Annotated in this window: 14 protein-coding genes; all 14 read right to left on the minus strand. The window is 74.1% G+C overall.

Annotated features, from left to right (window positions below; genetic code table 11):
* Positions 1–4 precede the first annotated feature (4 nt).
* Positions 5–1,366, minus strand: a complete 1,362-nt coding sequence (locus ACIBNE_RS13260; protein ID WP_399271628.1) for an NADase-type glycan-binding domain-containing protein — start codon at positions 1,364–1,366, stop codon at positions 5–7.
* A 5-nt stretch (positions 1,367–1,371) separates the two neighbouring features.
* Positions 1,372–1,977 carry a phage tail protein gene (locus ACIBNE_RS13265; RefSeq protein ID WP_399271629.1) on the minus strand — a complete coding sequence of 202 codons (606 nt, stop codon included), beginning with the start codon at positions 1,975–1,977 and terminating at the stop codon, positions 1,372–1,374.
* Complete coding sequence (locus ACIBNE_RS13270) at positions 1,974–3,998, minus strand: putative baseplate assembly protein (protein WP_399271630.1); 2,025 nt, start codon at positions 3,996–3,998, stop codon at positions 1,974–1,976. The genes ACIBNE_RS13265 and ACIBNE_RS13270 overlap by 4 nt, the downstream gene beginning before the upstream one ends.
* 8 nt (positions 3,999–4,006) lie before the next feature.
* Positions 4,007–4,405, minus strand: a complete 399-nt coding sequence (locus tag ACIBNE_RS13275; RefSeq protein WP_399271631.1) for a GPW/gp25 family protein — start codon at positions 4,403–4,405, stop codon at positions 4,007–4,009.
* 14 nt (positions 4,406–4,419) lie between these two features.
* Positions 4,420–6,261, minus strand: a complete 1,842-nt coding sequence (locus ACIBNE_RS13280; protein ID WP_399271632.1) for a VgrG-related protein — start codon at positions 6,259–6,261, stop codon at positions 4,420–4,422.
* Entirely contained in the window at positions 6,258–6,995 is a 738-nt protein-coding gene (locus ACIBNE_RS13285) for a LysM peptidoglycan-binding domain-containing protein (RefSeq protein ID WP_399271633.1), read from the minus strand. Before ACIBNE_RS13285 ends, ACIBNE_RS13280 begins: the two co-directional genes overlap by 4 nt.
* 1 nt (position 6,996) lies before the next feature.
* Positions 6,997–7,434: a phage tail protein gene (locus ACIBNE_RS13290; protein ID WP_399271634.1), complete on the minus strand. Its 438-nt coding sequence runs from the start codon at positions 7,432–7,434 to the stop codon at positions 6,997–6,999.
* A 65-nt stretch (positions 7,435–7,499) separates the two neighbouring features.
* Entirely contained in the window at positions 7,500–10,973 is a 3,474-nt protein-coding gene (locus ACIBNE_RS13295; RefSeq protein WP_399271635.1) for a hypothetical protein, read from the minus strand.
* Between the two features lie 36 nt (positions 10,974–11,009).
* Positions 11,010–11,162 carry a DUF6760 family protein gene (locus ACIBNE_RS13300; protein WP_399271636.1) on the minus strand — a complete coding sequence of 51 codons (153 nt, stop codon included), beginning with the start codon at positions 11,160–11,162 and terminating at the stop codon, positions 11,010–11,012.
* Positions 11,159–11,578: a hypothetical protein gene (locus ACIBNE_RS13305; RefSeq protein WP_399271637.1), complete on the minus strand. Its 420-nt coding sequence runs from the start codon at positions 11,576–11,578 to the stop codon at positions 11,159–11,161. The genes ACIBNE_RS13300 and ACIBNE_RS13305 overlap by 4 nt, the downstream gene beginning before the upstream one ends.
* Positions 11,578–12,015: a phage tail protein gene (locus ACIBNE_RS13310; protein ID WP_399271638.1), complete on the minus strand. Its 438-nt coding sequence runs from the start codon at positions 12,013–12,015 to the stop codon at positions 11,578–11,580. The genes ACIBNE_RS13305 and ACIBNE_RS13310 overlap by 1 nt, the downstream gene beginning before the upstream one ends.
* 63 nt (positions 12,016–12,078) lie before the next feature.
* Positions 12,079–13,656 (minus strand): phage tail sheath subtilisin-like domain-containing protein, encoded by a 1,578-nt coding sequence (locus tag ACIBNE_RS13315; protein WP_399271639.1) that lies wholly within the window; start codon positions 13,654–13,656, stop codon positions 12,079–12,081.
* Between the two features lie 153 nt (positions 13,657–13,809).
* Positions 13,810–14,460, minus strand: coding sequence for a hypothetical protein (locus ACIBNE_RS13320; RefSeq protein WP_399271640.1), 651 nt, complete (start codon positions 14,458–14,460; stop codon positions 13,810–13,812).
* Positions 14,461–14,471: 11 nt separating this feature from the next.
* On the minus strand, positions 14,472–16,064 hold the full coding sequence (locus ACIBNE_RS13325; RefSeq protein ID WP_399271641.1) for a hypothetical protein: 1,593 nt from the start codon (positions 16,062–16,064) through the stop codon (positions 14,472–14,474).
* Positions 16,065–16,179 lie beyond the last annotated feature (115 nt).

Genomic DNA, 16,179 nt, shown 5'->3' on the forward strand with positions numbered 1-16,179 from the left:
CCCGTCAGGACGTCGCGGCCGACCTGCCGAAGAACTCCAGTTCCGCGATCGCGATCTGCTTGTTCGGGTCCACCCGCCACGCCGTCTGGAGCACCAGCCGCACCGACAGCGCGTCCCGCACCCGCAGCTTCACGCTCTGCGTGCCGCCGTCGTTGATGCGGTGGTGCGAGGTGTGGACCTTGCCCGCCGAGTCCTTGACCACCAGGTCGAACGTCCGCGGGGTCGACTGCCCGTCCGCCTGCGTCGTGTTCTTCGAGCTGCCCGGCGTGATCAGCAGCTGGAGCAGGTCCGTCGGCTCGCTGAAGATCGCCTCCAGGTACTGGCCGGGCGCGTCGCCCCGGTAGCCCGTGCCCCACCACGTGTTGGAGTAGCCGTCGCCCGCCAGCTTCGCGGTCTGCCTCGGGTCGGAGTGCGACGCCTTCCAGTCCGTCGGGTGGACCGGGACCCGCTTGGCGAAGTGGTCCTGCACCGCCCGCGCCGCGGGCGGCCCGCCGAAGATGCCGCCGACCACGAGGCCGACCACGGCCGTCGCGATCAGCGCCCGCGCGATCCAGCGGCGCCGGTCGCGGCCCAGGCGCGGCCGCTGGCCCGCGTACGGGCCGTCGGCGGTGTTCAGGTGGCGCGGCTGGAGCGGCGTCGCGCAGGCGCGGCAGAAGTGCCGGCCCGGCGTGTTGGGCGTCGCGCAGGCCGGGCACGGGGTGCCGCCGTACACCGGGGCCTGCTGCTCGGGGCCGCGCACCGCGGGGCGCGCCGCGTCCGGGCGGGCCGGGAGCACCGGGGCCGCCGCGGGCGTGCTGGGCGTGGCCTCGGGCACGGGGACCAGCAGCGAGCGGGCGACGGTGTCCGAGGGACCCTGCGGCGGTCCCGCCGGGCGCGCGGGCGGTGCGGGCGGTGCGGGCGGTGCGGCCGGGGTCACGGACGGCATGCCGGGCGGCACGGCGGGGGACGGGGCGGGCGACGCGGCGGGGGGCGCGGCCTGCTGCGGTGCGGCGGCCTGCGGGGCCTGCGGGGCCTGCGCGGCCTGCGGTGCCTGCTGGTGCGGTGCCTGCGGCTGGGGCGCGTGCTGCTGCGGGGCTGCCTGGGGTGTCCGGGGTGCCTGCTGCGCGGCGGCCTGCGCCGGGGGCTGCACCGTCGGCAGCGGCGTCGTGGTCGCCTCCGGAGCCCCGCCCCGCGGAGCCTGACCGTGCGGAGCCTGACCGTGCGGGGCCCCGGTGCCCTGCGGTGCCGCCCCGCCCTGCGGGGACGCGGACGGCGTCGCGGGCGTGTCCCAGCGCAGGAACGCGCCGCACGTGTCGCAGAACGACTGACCCGACGCGCGCACCGGGGTCGCGCACTCCGGGCAGGGGCGGGTCTGGGGGTCGGACATGGCTGTCATGCTCCTTCGGAGGTACGGGAGGTGGACACCTGCACCGTGAACGGCAAGTGCGCGGGGCGGGCCGCCGCGACGACCGCGTGCAGCCGGTGCACGTCCACCGCCGCGGGGTCGGGCACCCGGAGGGTGACGTTCAGCGCGGCCTCGGTCGCGCCGGGGAACGGGCCGAGCGGGCGCGCCGACCACGTCGCGCCGCCGCTCTCGACGATCTCCGGCGCCGTGCCGAAGGCGAGCTGCACCGCGGCCGACAGGCCGTGTCGGGTGCCCCGCACCCGGTGCAGGGCGACGGCCGCCGAGACCGCGTAGCGGCGTACCGGCAGCGACTCGGTGCCGTCCAGCTCGGCGCCCACCCAGGACGCCAGGTAGTCCACGAAGTCGGTCGGGGCCAGCGCGGGCGTGAAGTACGCCTCCAGGGAGTCCAGGACGTTGAAGACCGGGGCCAGGACCACGTCGAGGCCCGAGACGAACCGCTGCCCGAAGTCGTCGTCGGCGTAGACGGCGGGCAGCGAGTCGCCCAGCGGGTGCGGCGTCGCCAGGCCGGGGACCGTGCCCCTGCTCGACGTACCGGAACCGCTCGGCGTACCGGACGCGTTCGACGTGCTCACCGCGCCTCGATCACGCGCACGCGGTGGTCGAACGGGAAGAGCAGCGCGGACGGGTTCAGCTCGATGCGGTCCGTCGAGTCGCCCCTGCGCCCGGTCAGCGGGTCGGCCGGGTGCAGCAGCACCTCGTCGACCAGCTCGACGCCCGGCACCCGCTGGAGCGCCGCGAAGATCTCGCCCGCCCGCAGCGGCCGCCCGAACGGCCAGCCCTCGCCGAGCGCGCCGCCCGTCAGCGGGTCGAGGTACGAGTACAGGACGTCCAGCGCCTTGGCCCGCACCTCCTCCGCCTTCGCCGCCCGGAACGCGTGCAGCGTCGCCACGACCGTGACGCCCTGGTAGAACGGCGGCCCCACCGCGAGCCTGGTGCCCAGCGGGCGCCGCTCGTCCAGGAAGCCGGTCACCCTGCTCAGCAGCTCCTCGCCGGGCACGAGCTGTTCGAACCGCAGCCTGCCGCCCAGGTCGGGCACGGCCTGCGGCACCACGAGCACCCGCACCGCGTTCTCGCCCGCCTCGGCCGAGTCCGCCGCCAGGCACGCGATGCGCGCGGTCTCCGGCGCGGCGCGGCGCGCCAGCTCCTCGTAGTCCCGCGCGGTCACGGCCCGCTCCTGGGCGCGCAGCGTGACCGGGGCGCGCACCTTGGCCTCCTCGACGGTCTCGCCGTCCACGCCGCCGCGCGCGGCCTCGCGGTTCTCCACCCGCGCGATGTACGGGATGGAGCTGCGCAGCACGGAGATGGTCGAGCGCGCCACGTTGCCCGAGCGGCCGCCGCCGGTGCCGTACTGGACGGCCCTCATCGCCGCCCCCTTGGGCGGTACGGCCCCGAAGTACCGTACGGATCCGTCGGGTTGGCGCACGGCGGGGCCGAACGCGATCTCGCCGGTCGTCGCGTCGAGCGTGTAGTGCCGGTCGTGCGGGCGCGAGGCGGCGAAGTCGGAGACCAGCGTCCACTCGCGCCAGCCGGACCCGGCCCGCTCGTCGCCGTCGGCCCCGCCGACCCCGTCGGTCCCCTCTGCCGTGTCGTTGGGCCCGCCGCCCTCCGCGACCTGGAGCAGCAGCGGCGGCCGGTCCACGACGGGCGCGTGCGCCAGGCGCAGCCGCTGCGCGGGGACGCCCTCGGACTCGCCCAGCGACTCGTCCCTGACCGTGTCGGCGTGCGCGGCCCGCACCGTGCCGCCGATGGTGTAGGCGGCGCTGGAGCGCACGGTGGGCGACTCGCTGTAGAACGGCTGGCCCTGCACGGCCTCCACGACCCGGCAGCGCACCCAGCCCGCCTCGTGCTTGCCCAGGCGCGACACGGCGTGCGCGGCCGGCATGTGCAGCACGACCTCGCCCGGCCTGTTGAGACCGCCGGTCGAGTCCTCCTCGACCTCGCACTCCACCCAGCCGTCGGTGGCCGTCCACGCCTCCCACACCAGCGGGGGCTGGCGCGGGTCGACGCCGACGCCGTCCACCCGGCTGTCCAGCTCCAGCACCAGCACGTTGTTCGGCACGGCCGCGGTCAGCCCGAACAGCAGCAGGTCGCCGACGCGCGGCGCGGCCGAGAACGCGGCCACGTCCGTGCCGCTCTCGATGTCCGTGGTGCGCTCCTCCGGCGCGCCCCCCGACTCCTGCCGCAGGAAGTGGCCCAGCTCGCAGGGGACCACGGTCAGGTCGGCGGAGGTCGCGAAGACGACCGCCTCCTCGGTCTCGGTGCGGCCCGTGGCGACCTCGGTGCCCGACGGCAGCAGCACCGGCTCGGGCTGCGGCGCCGACAGCCAGAACGTGACGTCGGCGCGGGCGGCGGCGGGCGGGAACAGCGTGATGCCCAGCAGGTCGAGGAAGGCCAGGTGGTTCTTCTCCGGGACCCGGTTGAGCCGGTAGACGAGCTGGTCCGCCATGTGCGCGACGGCCTCGATGAGGGTGACGCCGGGGTCCGAGACGTTGTGGTCGGTCCACTCGGGGCACGCCTGCTGGATGTATCGCTTGGCGTCGTCGACGAACTGCTGGAAGCGGCGGTCGTCGAGATGGGGTGCGGGCAGGGCCATGGGTGGGATCAGTCCTCGGAGGGGATGACGTAGAAGGGGAAGACGAGGCTGCGCGGGTTGCTGGTGCCGCGCACCTGGTAGCGGACGTCGATGAACAGGGTCGTGGGCTCGTCGGGCGCGGGCGTCACCGTGACCTCGTCCACCTCGATGCGCGGCTCCCAGCGTTCGAGCGAGGTCAGCACCTCGTACCGGATCCGGCCCATCGTCGCGTCGTTGACCGGCGCGAACACCAGCTCGTGCACCGCGCAGCCGAACTCGGGGCGCATCGGCCGCTCGCCCGGTGCCGTCGCCAGCACCAGGCGCATCGCCTCCTCGATCTCGCGGTCGCGCCGCACCAGCGCGATGGAGCCGCCGGGGCTCGTGCGCAGCGGGAAGGCCCAGCCCGCTCCGACGAAGTGCTCACTCATGCAACGGCCTCCTTCTAGATGGGCAGGTTGGCGATGGCCGGGTTGGGGATCGGGATCATCGAGGTGATGAAGGAGGGCGAGTTGATGACCGACTGGGCCGCCGTCACCTTGAACTTCGCGCCCTTCACGTCGATTCCCAGGCCCGCCACGACGTTGATCCGGCCCGTCGGGGTCGTCACGTTGACCCCCATCCCGGCCCGCATGGTGATCAGGCCCTTGGCGATGAGGGAGAGGTCCATGCCGGACTCGACGACCACGCCCCGGCCGCCCTTGATGGTGACCGTGCCGCTGCTGTCGATGGTGAGGGTCGTGCGGGCCTCGTTCATCTCGATGCTCAGCTTGCCCTTGCCGGTGCGCAGCCGGATGCCGGTCGTGGCGCCCGTCTTCGCCCCCTTCTCGCGCAGCTCGATGGTGTGCCCGGCGCGCGAGGTCAGCGCCCGCCACTGCACCTTGCCGCTCATCGGGTCGACGGGCGTCACGCCGTCGGTGGCCGGGGTGTGCTTGTCCACGCCGTTGTAGAGCCCGGCCAGCACGTACGGGTGCTCCAGGGAGCCCCGGTCGAAGGCGCACAGCACCTCGTCGTTGACGTCGGGCATCATCAGCCCGCCGCCGCCCTTGCCGCCGAGCTGCGCGACGCGGCACCAGTCGCTCTCGTACGTCGCCGAGAGCCACGGGAAGCGCAGCTTCACCCGGTTCTGCTTGAGCGGGTCCTTGATGTTGGTGACCAGCGCCACCGCGACGCCCGGCATGGCGGGGGCGGGCTCGCCGCCGCCGGACGCCGTGCCGTACAGCGACCTGAACTGCCGCCCCGACACGACGAGGTGGGTCTGGTACTGCCGTCCCGACACGAAGACGTGCCGGACGCTGGTCGCCGTGTAGCTGCCGTCGAACGGCTTGCCCGCGCTGGTCACCTTCACGGCCTCGCCCGGCATCAGCTTCGGGTTGCCGTTGACCGCGACCTCCACCTCGGCGAACGAGCCGGTGACGTCGTCGGCGAGCGCCTTCGCGGCCTGCGTGACCTGCGACTGGGTGGTGAACGGGGTCCGCGTGGCGGTGAGTTCGGCCTTGCCGAACGTCTTCGTCAGCTCGGCGGGCGTGGTGCCCGCGACGATCTCCTTGCTGGTGATCGACGGCGTGGGCGCGCTCAGCGGCCGCTTCGTCTTGGGGTCCCAGCCGCGCACGTCGACCTTCTGCACCTGCCCGGCGGCGGTCATCGCGACCCGGCAGTGCAGCGTGTTGTCGCCGAACTTCAGCTCGGTCGACCCGCCGGACGCGGCGGGCAGCTCGGCGAAGGTGAGCTTGCCCTTGCCGTCGAGCGCGAGGCGCTTGTCGTTCTCGCGGGCCAGGCGCGAGAGGAAGTCCCAGTCCGTGGTGTTGGGCTGGGTGGCCAGCTCGTACACCGGCTGCGTCGCCTCGACCTTCCCGATCGGCACCCGGTTGAGGGCCGCGAGCTTGCGGACGATGTCGGACGCCGTCATGTTCGGGTAGCCCTCGACGCGGCGGTTGCGCAGCATCCGGTGGCCCAGGTCGTAGCCGCGCAGGACCAGCGAGCGGCCCTGGCCGGGGGTGCCCTCGACCTCGATCGCCGTCACCTCGCCGGTGAGCAGGGGCTCGCCGCGCTTGCCGTCCGCGAAGGGCGCGAGCACGGCGGGCGCGCCGACCTTGAGGGAGGCGTACTTCTCGGTGAGCTTGCCGTTGGGGTCGCTGAACGTCAGCTCGAAGGCGGACGGCACGTTCAGCGAGGCGTCCACCCAGCCGCCGGTCAGGTACTTGGCGAGCGCGTCGGGCAGCGGCGCACCGCCCAGCGTGACGTGCAGGACGGTGGTGAAGGTCTTGTTGTTGCTGACGGGGCTCACGCGGCGCCCTCCCGCGGTTCGATGTCGGTGGTCGACGGCAGCAGCAGTTCGGTGCCGGGACGCAGCCGCAGGGGGTCGTCGATGTCGTTCGCCTCGGCGATGACGCGCCAGCGCGTCGCGTCGCCGTACTCCCGCCAGGCCAGCGAGGCGAGCGAGTCGCCCGACACGGTCCGGTGCACCCGGCGCGCGTCGAGCGTGCCCGACGTCGGGTTCTGCTTCTTCGTCTCGCTGGCCACCTCGGTCAGCGAGAGCGAGCAGGTCGCCCTGATCGGGATGCCGCTGGGGCTGAAGAGGGTGTACGTCGCCGAGACCGACGTGACGTACATGACCATCTGCACCGTGGAGAACGAGCCCCAGGAGAACTTCACCCACGGCGGCGACGGCGCCTTCGCCGCGATGGACTGCTGGGTCACCTCGCAGCACGACAGCAGCAGTTCCACCATCTGCTGCACGTCGTTGGACGACGGGTCGTCCGAGCGGTCGAGGAACACGTCCAGCTGGAGCTGGGCGGGGTCGCTGCCGGTGAACTTCGGCGGCGCGCCCCGGTCGTGCGCGACGGCGTGCTCGGTCACCCAGCTCGCGGACCTGCTCAGCTGTAGCTGGTCGGGGTTGAACTGGAACTTCACCTCGCCGATGCGGCCGCCGATCGAGCCGCCGAGGTCGGTCGGCGGCTGGTGGATGGCGAGCGAGGCGCGGGAGAGGCCGCTGGCGGCGAGTCCGCCGAGGAACGCCATCTCAGGCACCTCCCGCGTCGGTGAAGCCGTGGTGCGCGATCTCCAGCGTCTCGGTGGCGACGGCCGGGCTCGCCGGGTCCAGGCTCGGGCCCGTCCAGCGCACCGGCAGCACCTCGACCAGGCCCCACTGCGCGACGATCGAGCCGTCGGCGTGCAGGGCCGCGATCTGCGCGGTGGGGCGGGTGATCCCGGTGGCCAGCGAGGAGATCCAGGCGGCGACCTTGGCGGTGTCGGGCGTCAGCGGGCGCGTGAGGCGGATGTTGGAGTAGGTGACGCGGGTCGGCAGCTGCCAGACGAAGCCGTTGTTGCCGCCCTCCTGCCGCTGCTCGATCTCCACCTCGGAGGAGAGCCCGTCACAGCCGTTGAACAGGCCGAGGTCCTCGCCGTCGATGGTGAGTTTGAAGAAGACGGTGGATGCGGGGTCCGGTGCCTGGGGCATGGTGGCGATCTCTCGGGTGGAAGGCGGTGGGCGGGGTCGGTGGGGGGCGGCCGGGGCCGGCCGGGTCAGTTGCCGTGGTCGCGCAGCCGGCCCACGCGTTCGCGGTCCGCGCGCAGTTCGGCGCGCAGGAGCCGGGACAGCGGGGCGATCAGCTTGTGGGCCAGGTCGTCGAGTTGCGCGGGCGTCTGCGTCGCCGCGCTCGGCGACTGGGGGGCGGTGGCGCGCTGCACGGGGGCCGCGCTCTTGCTCGTGGTGGTGCGCGGCGGCGGGGGCGCGGGCTGCTTGTTCTGCCCGACCGGCACGGACGTCCGCTGGAGCGGGGCCGGGGTCACCACGGGCACCGGCGCGGGGGCGGCCGGGGCCGCCCTGGGCGCGGGGGCCGGGGGCTGCGGGGCCTCCTGGCGCTGCACGATCACGGGTCGGTGCAGCGGCCGAGCCGCCGCGGGCGGGGTGACGGGGACCACGGGGCGGGCGGGCTGGGCGGCGGGCGCGTGGGCGCTGCGCTGCACGGGGGCGGGGCCCGCGGGCACGGGCCTGACCACGGGCACGGCGGCCTGCGGGGAGCCGGGGCGGCCGGGACCCGTGGCGCCCGGCGCGGTCAGGGGCGCGGCCTGCGGGGCGGCGGCGCGTTGTACCGGGGCCTGGGCGGTGCGGGGGCCGCGGGGTGCCGTGTCCGGGATGCTCGACGTGAGCGGCCTGGTGGTGGCCAGGGGCAGCGCGGCGGCAGCGCGCCGCACGGGGGCGGCGGTGGCGCGCGGGAGGTCGGCGATGCGGACGACGGGCGCGGGACGCACGGCCCCGGAGACGGCACGCTGCACCGGGGGCGCGGACGCGGGGGCGGGCGGGGCCGCCTCGGGTACGGGGGCGGGTACGGGTACGGGGGCCGTGGCGGCGACGGGCATCGCGGGCTTGTCCGGCAGCGCGGGGGCGGCGGGGGCCACCGGCGCGGGGCCGGACGTCCCGCGCGCGGGCTGCGGTGCGGACGCCTGCGGTGCGGTCGGCTGCGGCGCGCTCGCCCGGGGTGCGGTCGCCTGCGGTACGGATGCCTGTGCGCGCTGCACCTGGGGCGCGGCGGGCGTCGGGGCGGAGGCCGGGGTCGCCAGGGGTGCGGCGGGCGTCGTGGTGGTGGGCGCGACGGGCATCGCGGGCCTGTCCGGCTGGGCGGGCGCGGCGGGGGCCACCGGCGCGGCGGCCGGGGCGTTCGCCGGTGCCGTCGCCGGTGTCGTCGCCGGTGTCGTCGCCGGGGACTGCGCCTGCGGTGCGGTCCGCGCGGGGCCCGCCTTCGGGGCGGCCGCACTGCGCTGCACCGGGGGCGCGGCAGGGGACGGGGGCGTGATGGGCGCCCCGATCGCGGAGCGCCGCTGCGGACGCCGCGGGGACTGCGGGTTCTGTGCCGGGGCCTGCGCGGCGGCCCGCTGCACGGGCGCGCCGAGGCCGGAGCGCGCCGGGGGCGTCGAGGGCTGCCCGGCGGGTGCGGCTGGCGCGGTGGGTGCGGCGGGGTTGGCCGGGCGCACCGGATTGGCCGCCGCCGTCGGGGCCTTCTGCACGGGAAGCGGGGTCGGCCCGGGGGCTGCCGTTGCCGGGAGCGAACTTTCCCTGCGTACGGGCGCGTTGGCGGCTTCGGGGCCGGTCGGCGCCGCGTGGGCGCGCTGGACCACGGGGGTGGCCGGGGCCTTGGGTGCGGGTATGGAGGTGGGCGCCGGGCCGTTGGTGGGTCCGGAGCCGGTGGGGCGTACGGGCTTGGTGGCCGGGGCCTTCTGGATGGGCGCGGCGGCGGTGGTGGTCGGCTCGGCGGGCGCGGAACCCGTCTTGCGTACGGGTGCGTTGGCGGCTTCGGGGCCGCTCGGCGCCGCCTGGGCCCGCTGGACCACAGGGGTGGCCGGGGCCTTGGGCACGGGTATGGAGGTGGGCGCCGGGCCGTTGGTGGGTCCGGAGCCGGTGGGGCGTACGGGCTTGGTGGCCGGGGCCTTCTGGATGGGCGCGGCGGCGGTGGTGATCGGCTCGGCGGGCGCGGAACTCGCCTTGCGTACGGGTGCGTTGGCGGCTTCGGGGCCGCTCGGCGCCGCCTGGGCGCGCTGCACGGCGGGCGCGGCCGGGGACGTCGCACCCGTCGCGCTCTTCGCACTCTTCGGCGCGGGCGAAGGAGCCTTGGCGGGGGCCGGGCTCGCCGGAGCCGCGTCCGCCGGGCGCACGGGGGCGTCGGACGCGGACGTCCGCACCGGGGCCTTCGCCGAGGCCGCCTGCGGGGCGGGGGCCTTCTGCACGGGGGCCTGCGGTGCCGGGGTCTGCCGTACCGGGGCCTGCTGCGCCGGGGTCTGCTGTGCCGGAGTTCCGGGCTTCGGGGCCGCCGGTGCCTTCGGCGCGCCCTTCGCCGGTGCGGGCGCGGGCGCCTTCTGCACCGGAGGCGCGGCCTGCGTCGGCGTCTGCTTGGGCGCGGCCGGGGTCTGCTTCGGCGCCTGCTTCGGTGCCTGCTTGGGTGCTTGCGCCCGCTGGACCTGCGGGCTCTGCGGGCTCTGCGCGCCCTTCGGCGCGCTAGGCGCGCTCGGCGGCTCCGGCACCTGCGCCGTGCTCCAGTCCGCGCCCGGCGCGCGGCGCGTCCGGCGGACCACCGGGCGGCGCTGCACGGGCGCCTCCTGCGCGGCGGCCGGAGTCGCGGCCGGAGCGGCCGGAGCGGTGGGAGTCCCGGACCCAGCGGGGGAACTTGGGCCCGGGACGTCTGCGGGCCGTACGGCGCGTTCCGCGTCCCGTACGGCCGACGCGGGCTCTTCGGCCCGCTGCACGGGCATGGGCAGCTGTGCGGGCGCCGCCGCGCCCACCGGCGACAGGCGGCGCGTCGGCGGCGCGGGCCGCGCGGAGACCAGCGGCGTGTGCCGCGCGGGCGTGGGCCTGACGGGGCCGCGGGACGCGCCCGCGGCGCGCGCGGGAGCGGCGGCGGGACCCTCCCCGGTCCCGCGCGCCGCCGCCCGCTGCACCTGGCCGGCGCCGGGCGCGTCGGCGGCCCCCACCGCCCGCGACGCGCCCCGGCTCCGAACGGGACCCGTGGCGAAGACGCCCGCGTGAGGCCCCCCGGCCCCCGCGGTACCGGTGGATCCCCCGGTACCCGTTGCCCCGTCGGTCTCGGACTCCGCCCGCTGCACGGCCGGTCCCGAACGGGCGACCGGCAGCTTCAGCCCCGGCGGCTCGGCCGCCGAGGGCCCCGCGGGACCCGAAGGTCCCGAAGCCGCGGGCGTCACCGTGCGCACCGCGTCCCGCAGCAGCCCGCTGGGGGCGTCGGGCGCGGAGGTGTGCCCCAGGTCGCCCTGGAAAGAGGGGTTCCAGTGCGTCGCGAGCGACGCGGAGAAGCCGTGCTCGAAGACCGTGCGCGGCGCGCCCATCGCACGCTGCACCGGCGGCAGCGACCGCCACGCGTCCCCGGCTGGTGCCACGGGCGCGGCACCCTCCCGCGCGTCCGTACCCGAACCGGTACCCGTACCCGGGTCCGCGCTCCCGCCCGCATCGGCGGGCCCCGCCGCCCTGCGCGAGCGCCACTTCTCGAACATGCCCATCTTCTCCAACCCCCCTTTCCCGTCAGGCGATCACGCCTGCGACCGCTCCACCAGGGACGCGACCTGCGCGACGTACTTGCGCCGGTCGGCGTGCTCCAGATCGAGGATGTCGTCCATGCCCCAGTGGAAGTGGTAGGCGAGGTACGCGGTCTCCTCCTCGATCCGGTCGGCCGCGTACGTCACGATTCCCCCAGGCGGCTCCCGGCGAGCTCGACCTCGAAGGACTCCTCGCAGTGCGGACACGCGACGGAGGCCCTGGTGTGGCCCTCCGCGTTGATCTGCCGGTAGAAGTCCTGGAGGAACGCCAGGTCGGAGGCGAACATGTTCTCCACCGTCCCGTCGTGGACCGACGGGAGCGTGCCGAGCCGGGTGATGACCCGGCCGAGCAGCACCACGGACAGGTACGCCGGGTTCTCGCGCACCCGGACGTCCCGCAGGGGTAGCAGCTCGTCCCTGGCCGTGGCCAGCCGCATCGCGCCGCTGCGGTGCACGGTGCCCGCCTCGTCGACGAAGCCCCGCGGCAGCTCGAACTCGAACTCCGTGCGGAGCGGCTCCTGTGTGCGGGGCTGCTGCGCCCCCGCCGGTCCCTCGCGCCGCATTAGCCGAGCGTCAGCTCTTCGAAGGTGATGGTGACCTGCTCGGTCAGGGCCGCGGCGTCGCCCGCCTTGGTCCCGCTCACCTCGACCTTGGAGCACCAGGCGTTGCGCAGGTTGTAGCGCTTCACCTCGGACAGCTGGTAGTCCATGAAGATGATCGAGGCGTCCTTGCGGGCCGAGCCCATGTCGCCCGCGATGGACGCGGCGATCCACTCGGTGAACGCCTGGGACTGGGTGGCGCCGCGCGTCACCGTGCACTCGCCGGCCTTCTTCACGCCGGGGAGCTTCTTGACGATCGGCTTGCCGTCGGCCGAGACCTGCTGGTACTCGATGACGTCCTGCTCCATCGTGAGGCTGGAGACCTCCTGGAGGGTCTCGATCATCACGCCGTCGATCTGCAGACCGAAATTATGGGTAGTGAGGGCATCGCCCATGTCCATGACGGGTCACTCCTGTTCGTGAGGGTTGAGCTGAAGGGGGTGTGGAGGCGTGGTGCGGAAGGACTACTCCTCCAGCTCGCCGCCGCCGCCCTGGAACTGCGCGAGGCGGAAGACCACGAACTCGGCCGGCTTCACCGGAGCGATGCCGATCTCGCAGACTACGCGGCCGAGGTCGACGGACTCCGGCGGGTTCGTCTCCTCGTCGCACTTCACGTAGAAGGCGTCCTCGGCGCGCTGCCCGAACAGGGCGCCCTGGCGCCACTCGGTCACCAGGAAGGCGGATATGTTGCGGCGGATCCTGGCCCACAGCGACTGGTCGTTCGGCTCGAACACCACCCACTGGGTGCCGATCAGGATCGACTCCTCCAGGTAGTTGAAGTAGCGGCGGACGTTCAGGTAGCGCCAGGCCGGGTCGGAGGCCAGCGTGCGGGCGCCCCAGACGCGGATGCCGCGGCCCGGGAAGGCGCGGATGCAGTTGACGCCGATCGGGTTGAGCAGGTCCTGCTCGCCGCGGGTGATCTGGAGCTCCAGGTCGACGGCGCCGCGCACGACCTCGTTGGCGGGGGCCTTGTGCACGCCGCGCTCGGCGTCGTTGCGGGCCCAGATGCCGGCCATGTGGCCCGACGGCGGGACCAGGCGGGCCTGGCCGGTGGACGGGTCGAAGGACTTGATCCACGGGTAGTAGACCGCGGCGTAGGCGGAGTCGTAGTTCGACTCCTCCTGGCGCCACTTGCGCACGTCGCGGGCGTTCAGCGACGGCGGCGTGTCGATGATCGCCATGCGGTCGCCCATGAGCTCGCAGTGCGCGATCAGGCCGAGCTGGACGGCCTTGACCTGCTCCAGGTCGATGAGGCCCTGCTGGTAGGCGGCCATCAGGTCGGGCACGGCGACCATGTTGATCTCGTCGTACGCCTCCAGGCCGCCGAAGCCGGTCCGGTCGGCGGAGTCGCCGATGAACTGGCCCGACTCCAGCGGGGCGTCCTGCGCGGCGACGACCGGGACCGGCGCCGGGGCGGGCGGGGCCAGGGTGACGGCCTGCGCGTCCGGCTTGGCCAGCTGGGCGGCCGGGGCGGCCTCTTCCAGGACGATGGTCTTGGAGCGCTGCTTGACCTGCGCGACCACGTAGTTGCGGGCGCTCTTCTTCGCGGAGACGTCGAAGGACTCGACGGTCTTGTCGCCGTCCTTGACGACGAGCTTGAAGCGGTCGTTCTCGCCCTCGATGTCCTGCACCTCGACGGTGAGCGCGCCGTTGTTCGCCGAGCCCGCGGCGATGGCGGCGACCTTGAAGGTGCCGAGCGCGACGGACTCGCCCGCGGTCAGCTGGAGCTGCCCGGCGCCGGCCGCCGCGGAGGACACGGACTGGGTGCCCTGCGCGTCCCCGCCGCCGACGCGCACGATGTACGCGGCGGAGCCGCCGTTGTTGAAGAACCCGTACACGGAGTGGGCGAGGTAGTACCCGTCCGTGAAGTCACCGAAGGACGCCACGTACTGCGACCAGTTGGTCACGAGGGTCGGCTCGTTGAGCGGCCCGACGGGCGCGAGGCCCACGAACGCGGCGACGGAGGTGCCGACGCCCTCGATCGGGCGGGAGCCGCTGGCGACTTCCTCGACGTAGACGCCGGGGGACAGGTACGTGGGCATAGTGGGGTGTTCTCCTAGAAGAGACCGTTGAGGTGATCGAGCCGGTGGTGACGGGACCCTCTTGACGATGGCCCTTCGGGCCCCCGGTTCATAGAGACACCCGGACGTCACCACGGGCAGGGGAAGCTGCCCGATCGGGCAGAGGTTCCGCGGTCAGGGCAGTTCGCGGAACCCGGGAACGATTTCCCGCATGCGTTCCAGAGTGCGCCGGGCCTCGGGCAGTCCGGGATCGTCGGGGGTGAGGGCCATGCGCCAGTTCACATAACCGCAGGCGCTCAGCGCCCCTTCGACGTACTGCGGAAACGTCAGGTCGAGCGGTTCCAGCGCCTCGCCGAAATAGTGGAAGTACACCGGGTCCTGCGGCGCGGAATCCGGTTCCTGGAGGAACGCGGCGCACGCTTCGGGAGCGTACACGTCGAAGGGTTTCACGGCCCGGAACCGGTCGCCGCCCTCGAAGTCGTCGTACCAGGTGTCGCCCAGGCCGTCGGCGAAAACCTTCGCCAGCGGAAGGAAGTGGAGGGAGCCGAAATCGGTGGCCGGGCCCGACGCGCCGGGCTCGGTGTACTCCCAGTCGAGGAGGAAGCCGTCGAGTTCCGCGTGGAATTCCGCGAGGCCTTCGGGAAGGTGGCCGTGCACCGCGGCGCGGACCCCTTCGATCCCGTCCCGGCCGAGGGGCGGAGCGATCTCGAACGCGCGCACCGTGAAGCCGGGAGTGGCACGGAGGTCGGCGACCCGCGCCTCGATCCGGTCCCTGTACCCGGCGTTCTCGCTGTTCTCGGCGTTTTTGGTATTTCCGTTGCTCATGGAAGCTCCTGTCATCCGTCGGAGTTGGAAGCACGGGCGGCCGCTCCGCGCTTCGGGCGGCCCTCTCTGTATGCTGCCGCGTCGTCCTTGGACTTCTTCCACAGGCTGTACTGGTTCTTGTAGTCCTGGGCCATGCTCGTTCCGTTGATGAACGCCTTGCACTGCTCGGAATCGTTTCCGGCCCTGGCGGTGGCCCAGCTGTCCAGCGTCTTGTTGCGGTCGAGCGCGGAAGCCTGGGCCAGCAGCGGGTTGAGGGACCCGTTCTGGTCGAGCACGTCGAGCAGGGCCGCGACGGAAGATTCGGGGAAGTGCTTGAGCAGCGTGTATCCGGCCCTGTCGCGCATCACCAATTCGTATCCGGCGTTGCCTATCGTCTCCAGCAGCGCGGGGCCGTACTGGAAGACCATCTTTCGCTGGACGTCGTCGGCGATGTTGCAGTCCCGGAAGATCTCCTCGGCCATGGCCTGGTGTCCCGCCTGGAACAGCGGATGGAGCACCTGGGGGAATATCTCGTCGACACCCAGATTGATGACGCCCAGGAAATTGACGCGTTCGGCCGTGCTGGGAAGCACGGTGAGGAAAGCCGCCTGGTCGGTCGCGTTGAGGTCCCGGTAGAGGTCCGGGTACGTCCTCATCAGCGCCATTTTCAGGTCGTGGCCGGGAACGAGTCCGAGCGCCTGGCCGATGACCTGCCTGCTCTGTCCCTGCAATGCGTTCAGCAGGGCGTCGGGGCCCTGGCTCCAGCTCCGCAGGTCGGCCGCCTGCTGCGGCGTGAGCGGGTCGACGGGAAGCGTGATCGCCGAGCTCCAGGACCGCGCGGACGCCGCGTCGCCCTCGACGCCCCACTGCATGTTGATGTGGTTCGGCACGACCGACGTGAGGTCCTGGGCGTTCACGGCGCTGGTCTGGTAGGAGACCGTGGTCTTCAGCCACACCGCGTTGCCGAGCTCCACCAGGTGCTTCGCCGGGTCCTCCGCCTGGGCGGACATCTGGGAGTTGAGCTTTCCCGGGCCGGGGGCGAGGTTGTCGGTGTTGTTGCCGGGGCCGCCGAGGCGCCCGTTGAACAGGTGCATGCGCACGGCGCGGTAGGGGGCGCCGTCGGGCTTCTCGCCGCCCGGCGCCATCTTCGTGAACCCCTGCGACCTCAGGGCGCCCCAGCCGACCGGCTCGACCGAGGGGGAGTTCGCCGCGGGCCCCAGCGGCGTTCCCTTGAGGTTGTGCACCTCCACGGATCCGGCGCGGCCGTTGTCCGAGGTGAACACCGGATCGTCGCCGGACATGGTGCCGTCGGTCCACTTGCGCTGGATGACCGGGACCGCCCCGGCCGGATCCTGGGCGCGCTGCACGGGGGCGGGTGCGGTGCCGTGCGCGGGGGCCGTGCCGTGCGCGTGGCCGTCGCAGTCCGCCGAGCGCTGCACCGTCGCGGCGAACGCCGCGTTGCCCATGGCCCGCTGTAGGGCCGCCGCCGCGCCCGGGTCCAGGCGCGCCGCGCCTCCGGCCGCCGCCGCGCGTGCGGCGGACGCGGTCAGCGACTCCCGCGCCGGGCGGGGTTCGGGACGGTCGCCGCGGCCCGCTTCCTGCCGGCCGTGGTGCGTCGGCCTCATGTCGCTCGTCCTCCCCGTGCGCCCTGGACAGCGGTCGTACGGTTCCGACTATCGCCGCGGGCTCCTTCGCGTACGAGGGGAGAAGGGGCGGCGGCAAGGGCAGCCGGAAGTGCCC

The organism is Streptomyces sp. NPDC050504 (genome assembly GCF_044458065.1).
In the GTDB taxonomy this organism is placed as follows: domain Bacteria; phylum Actinomycetota; class Actinomycetes; order Streptomycetales; family Streptomycetaceae; genus Streptomyces.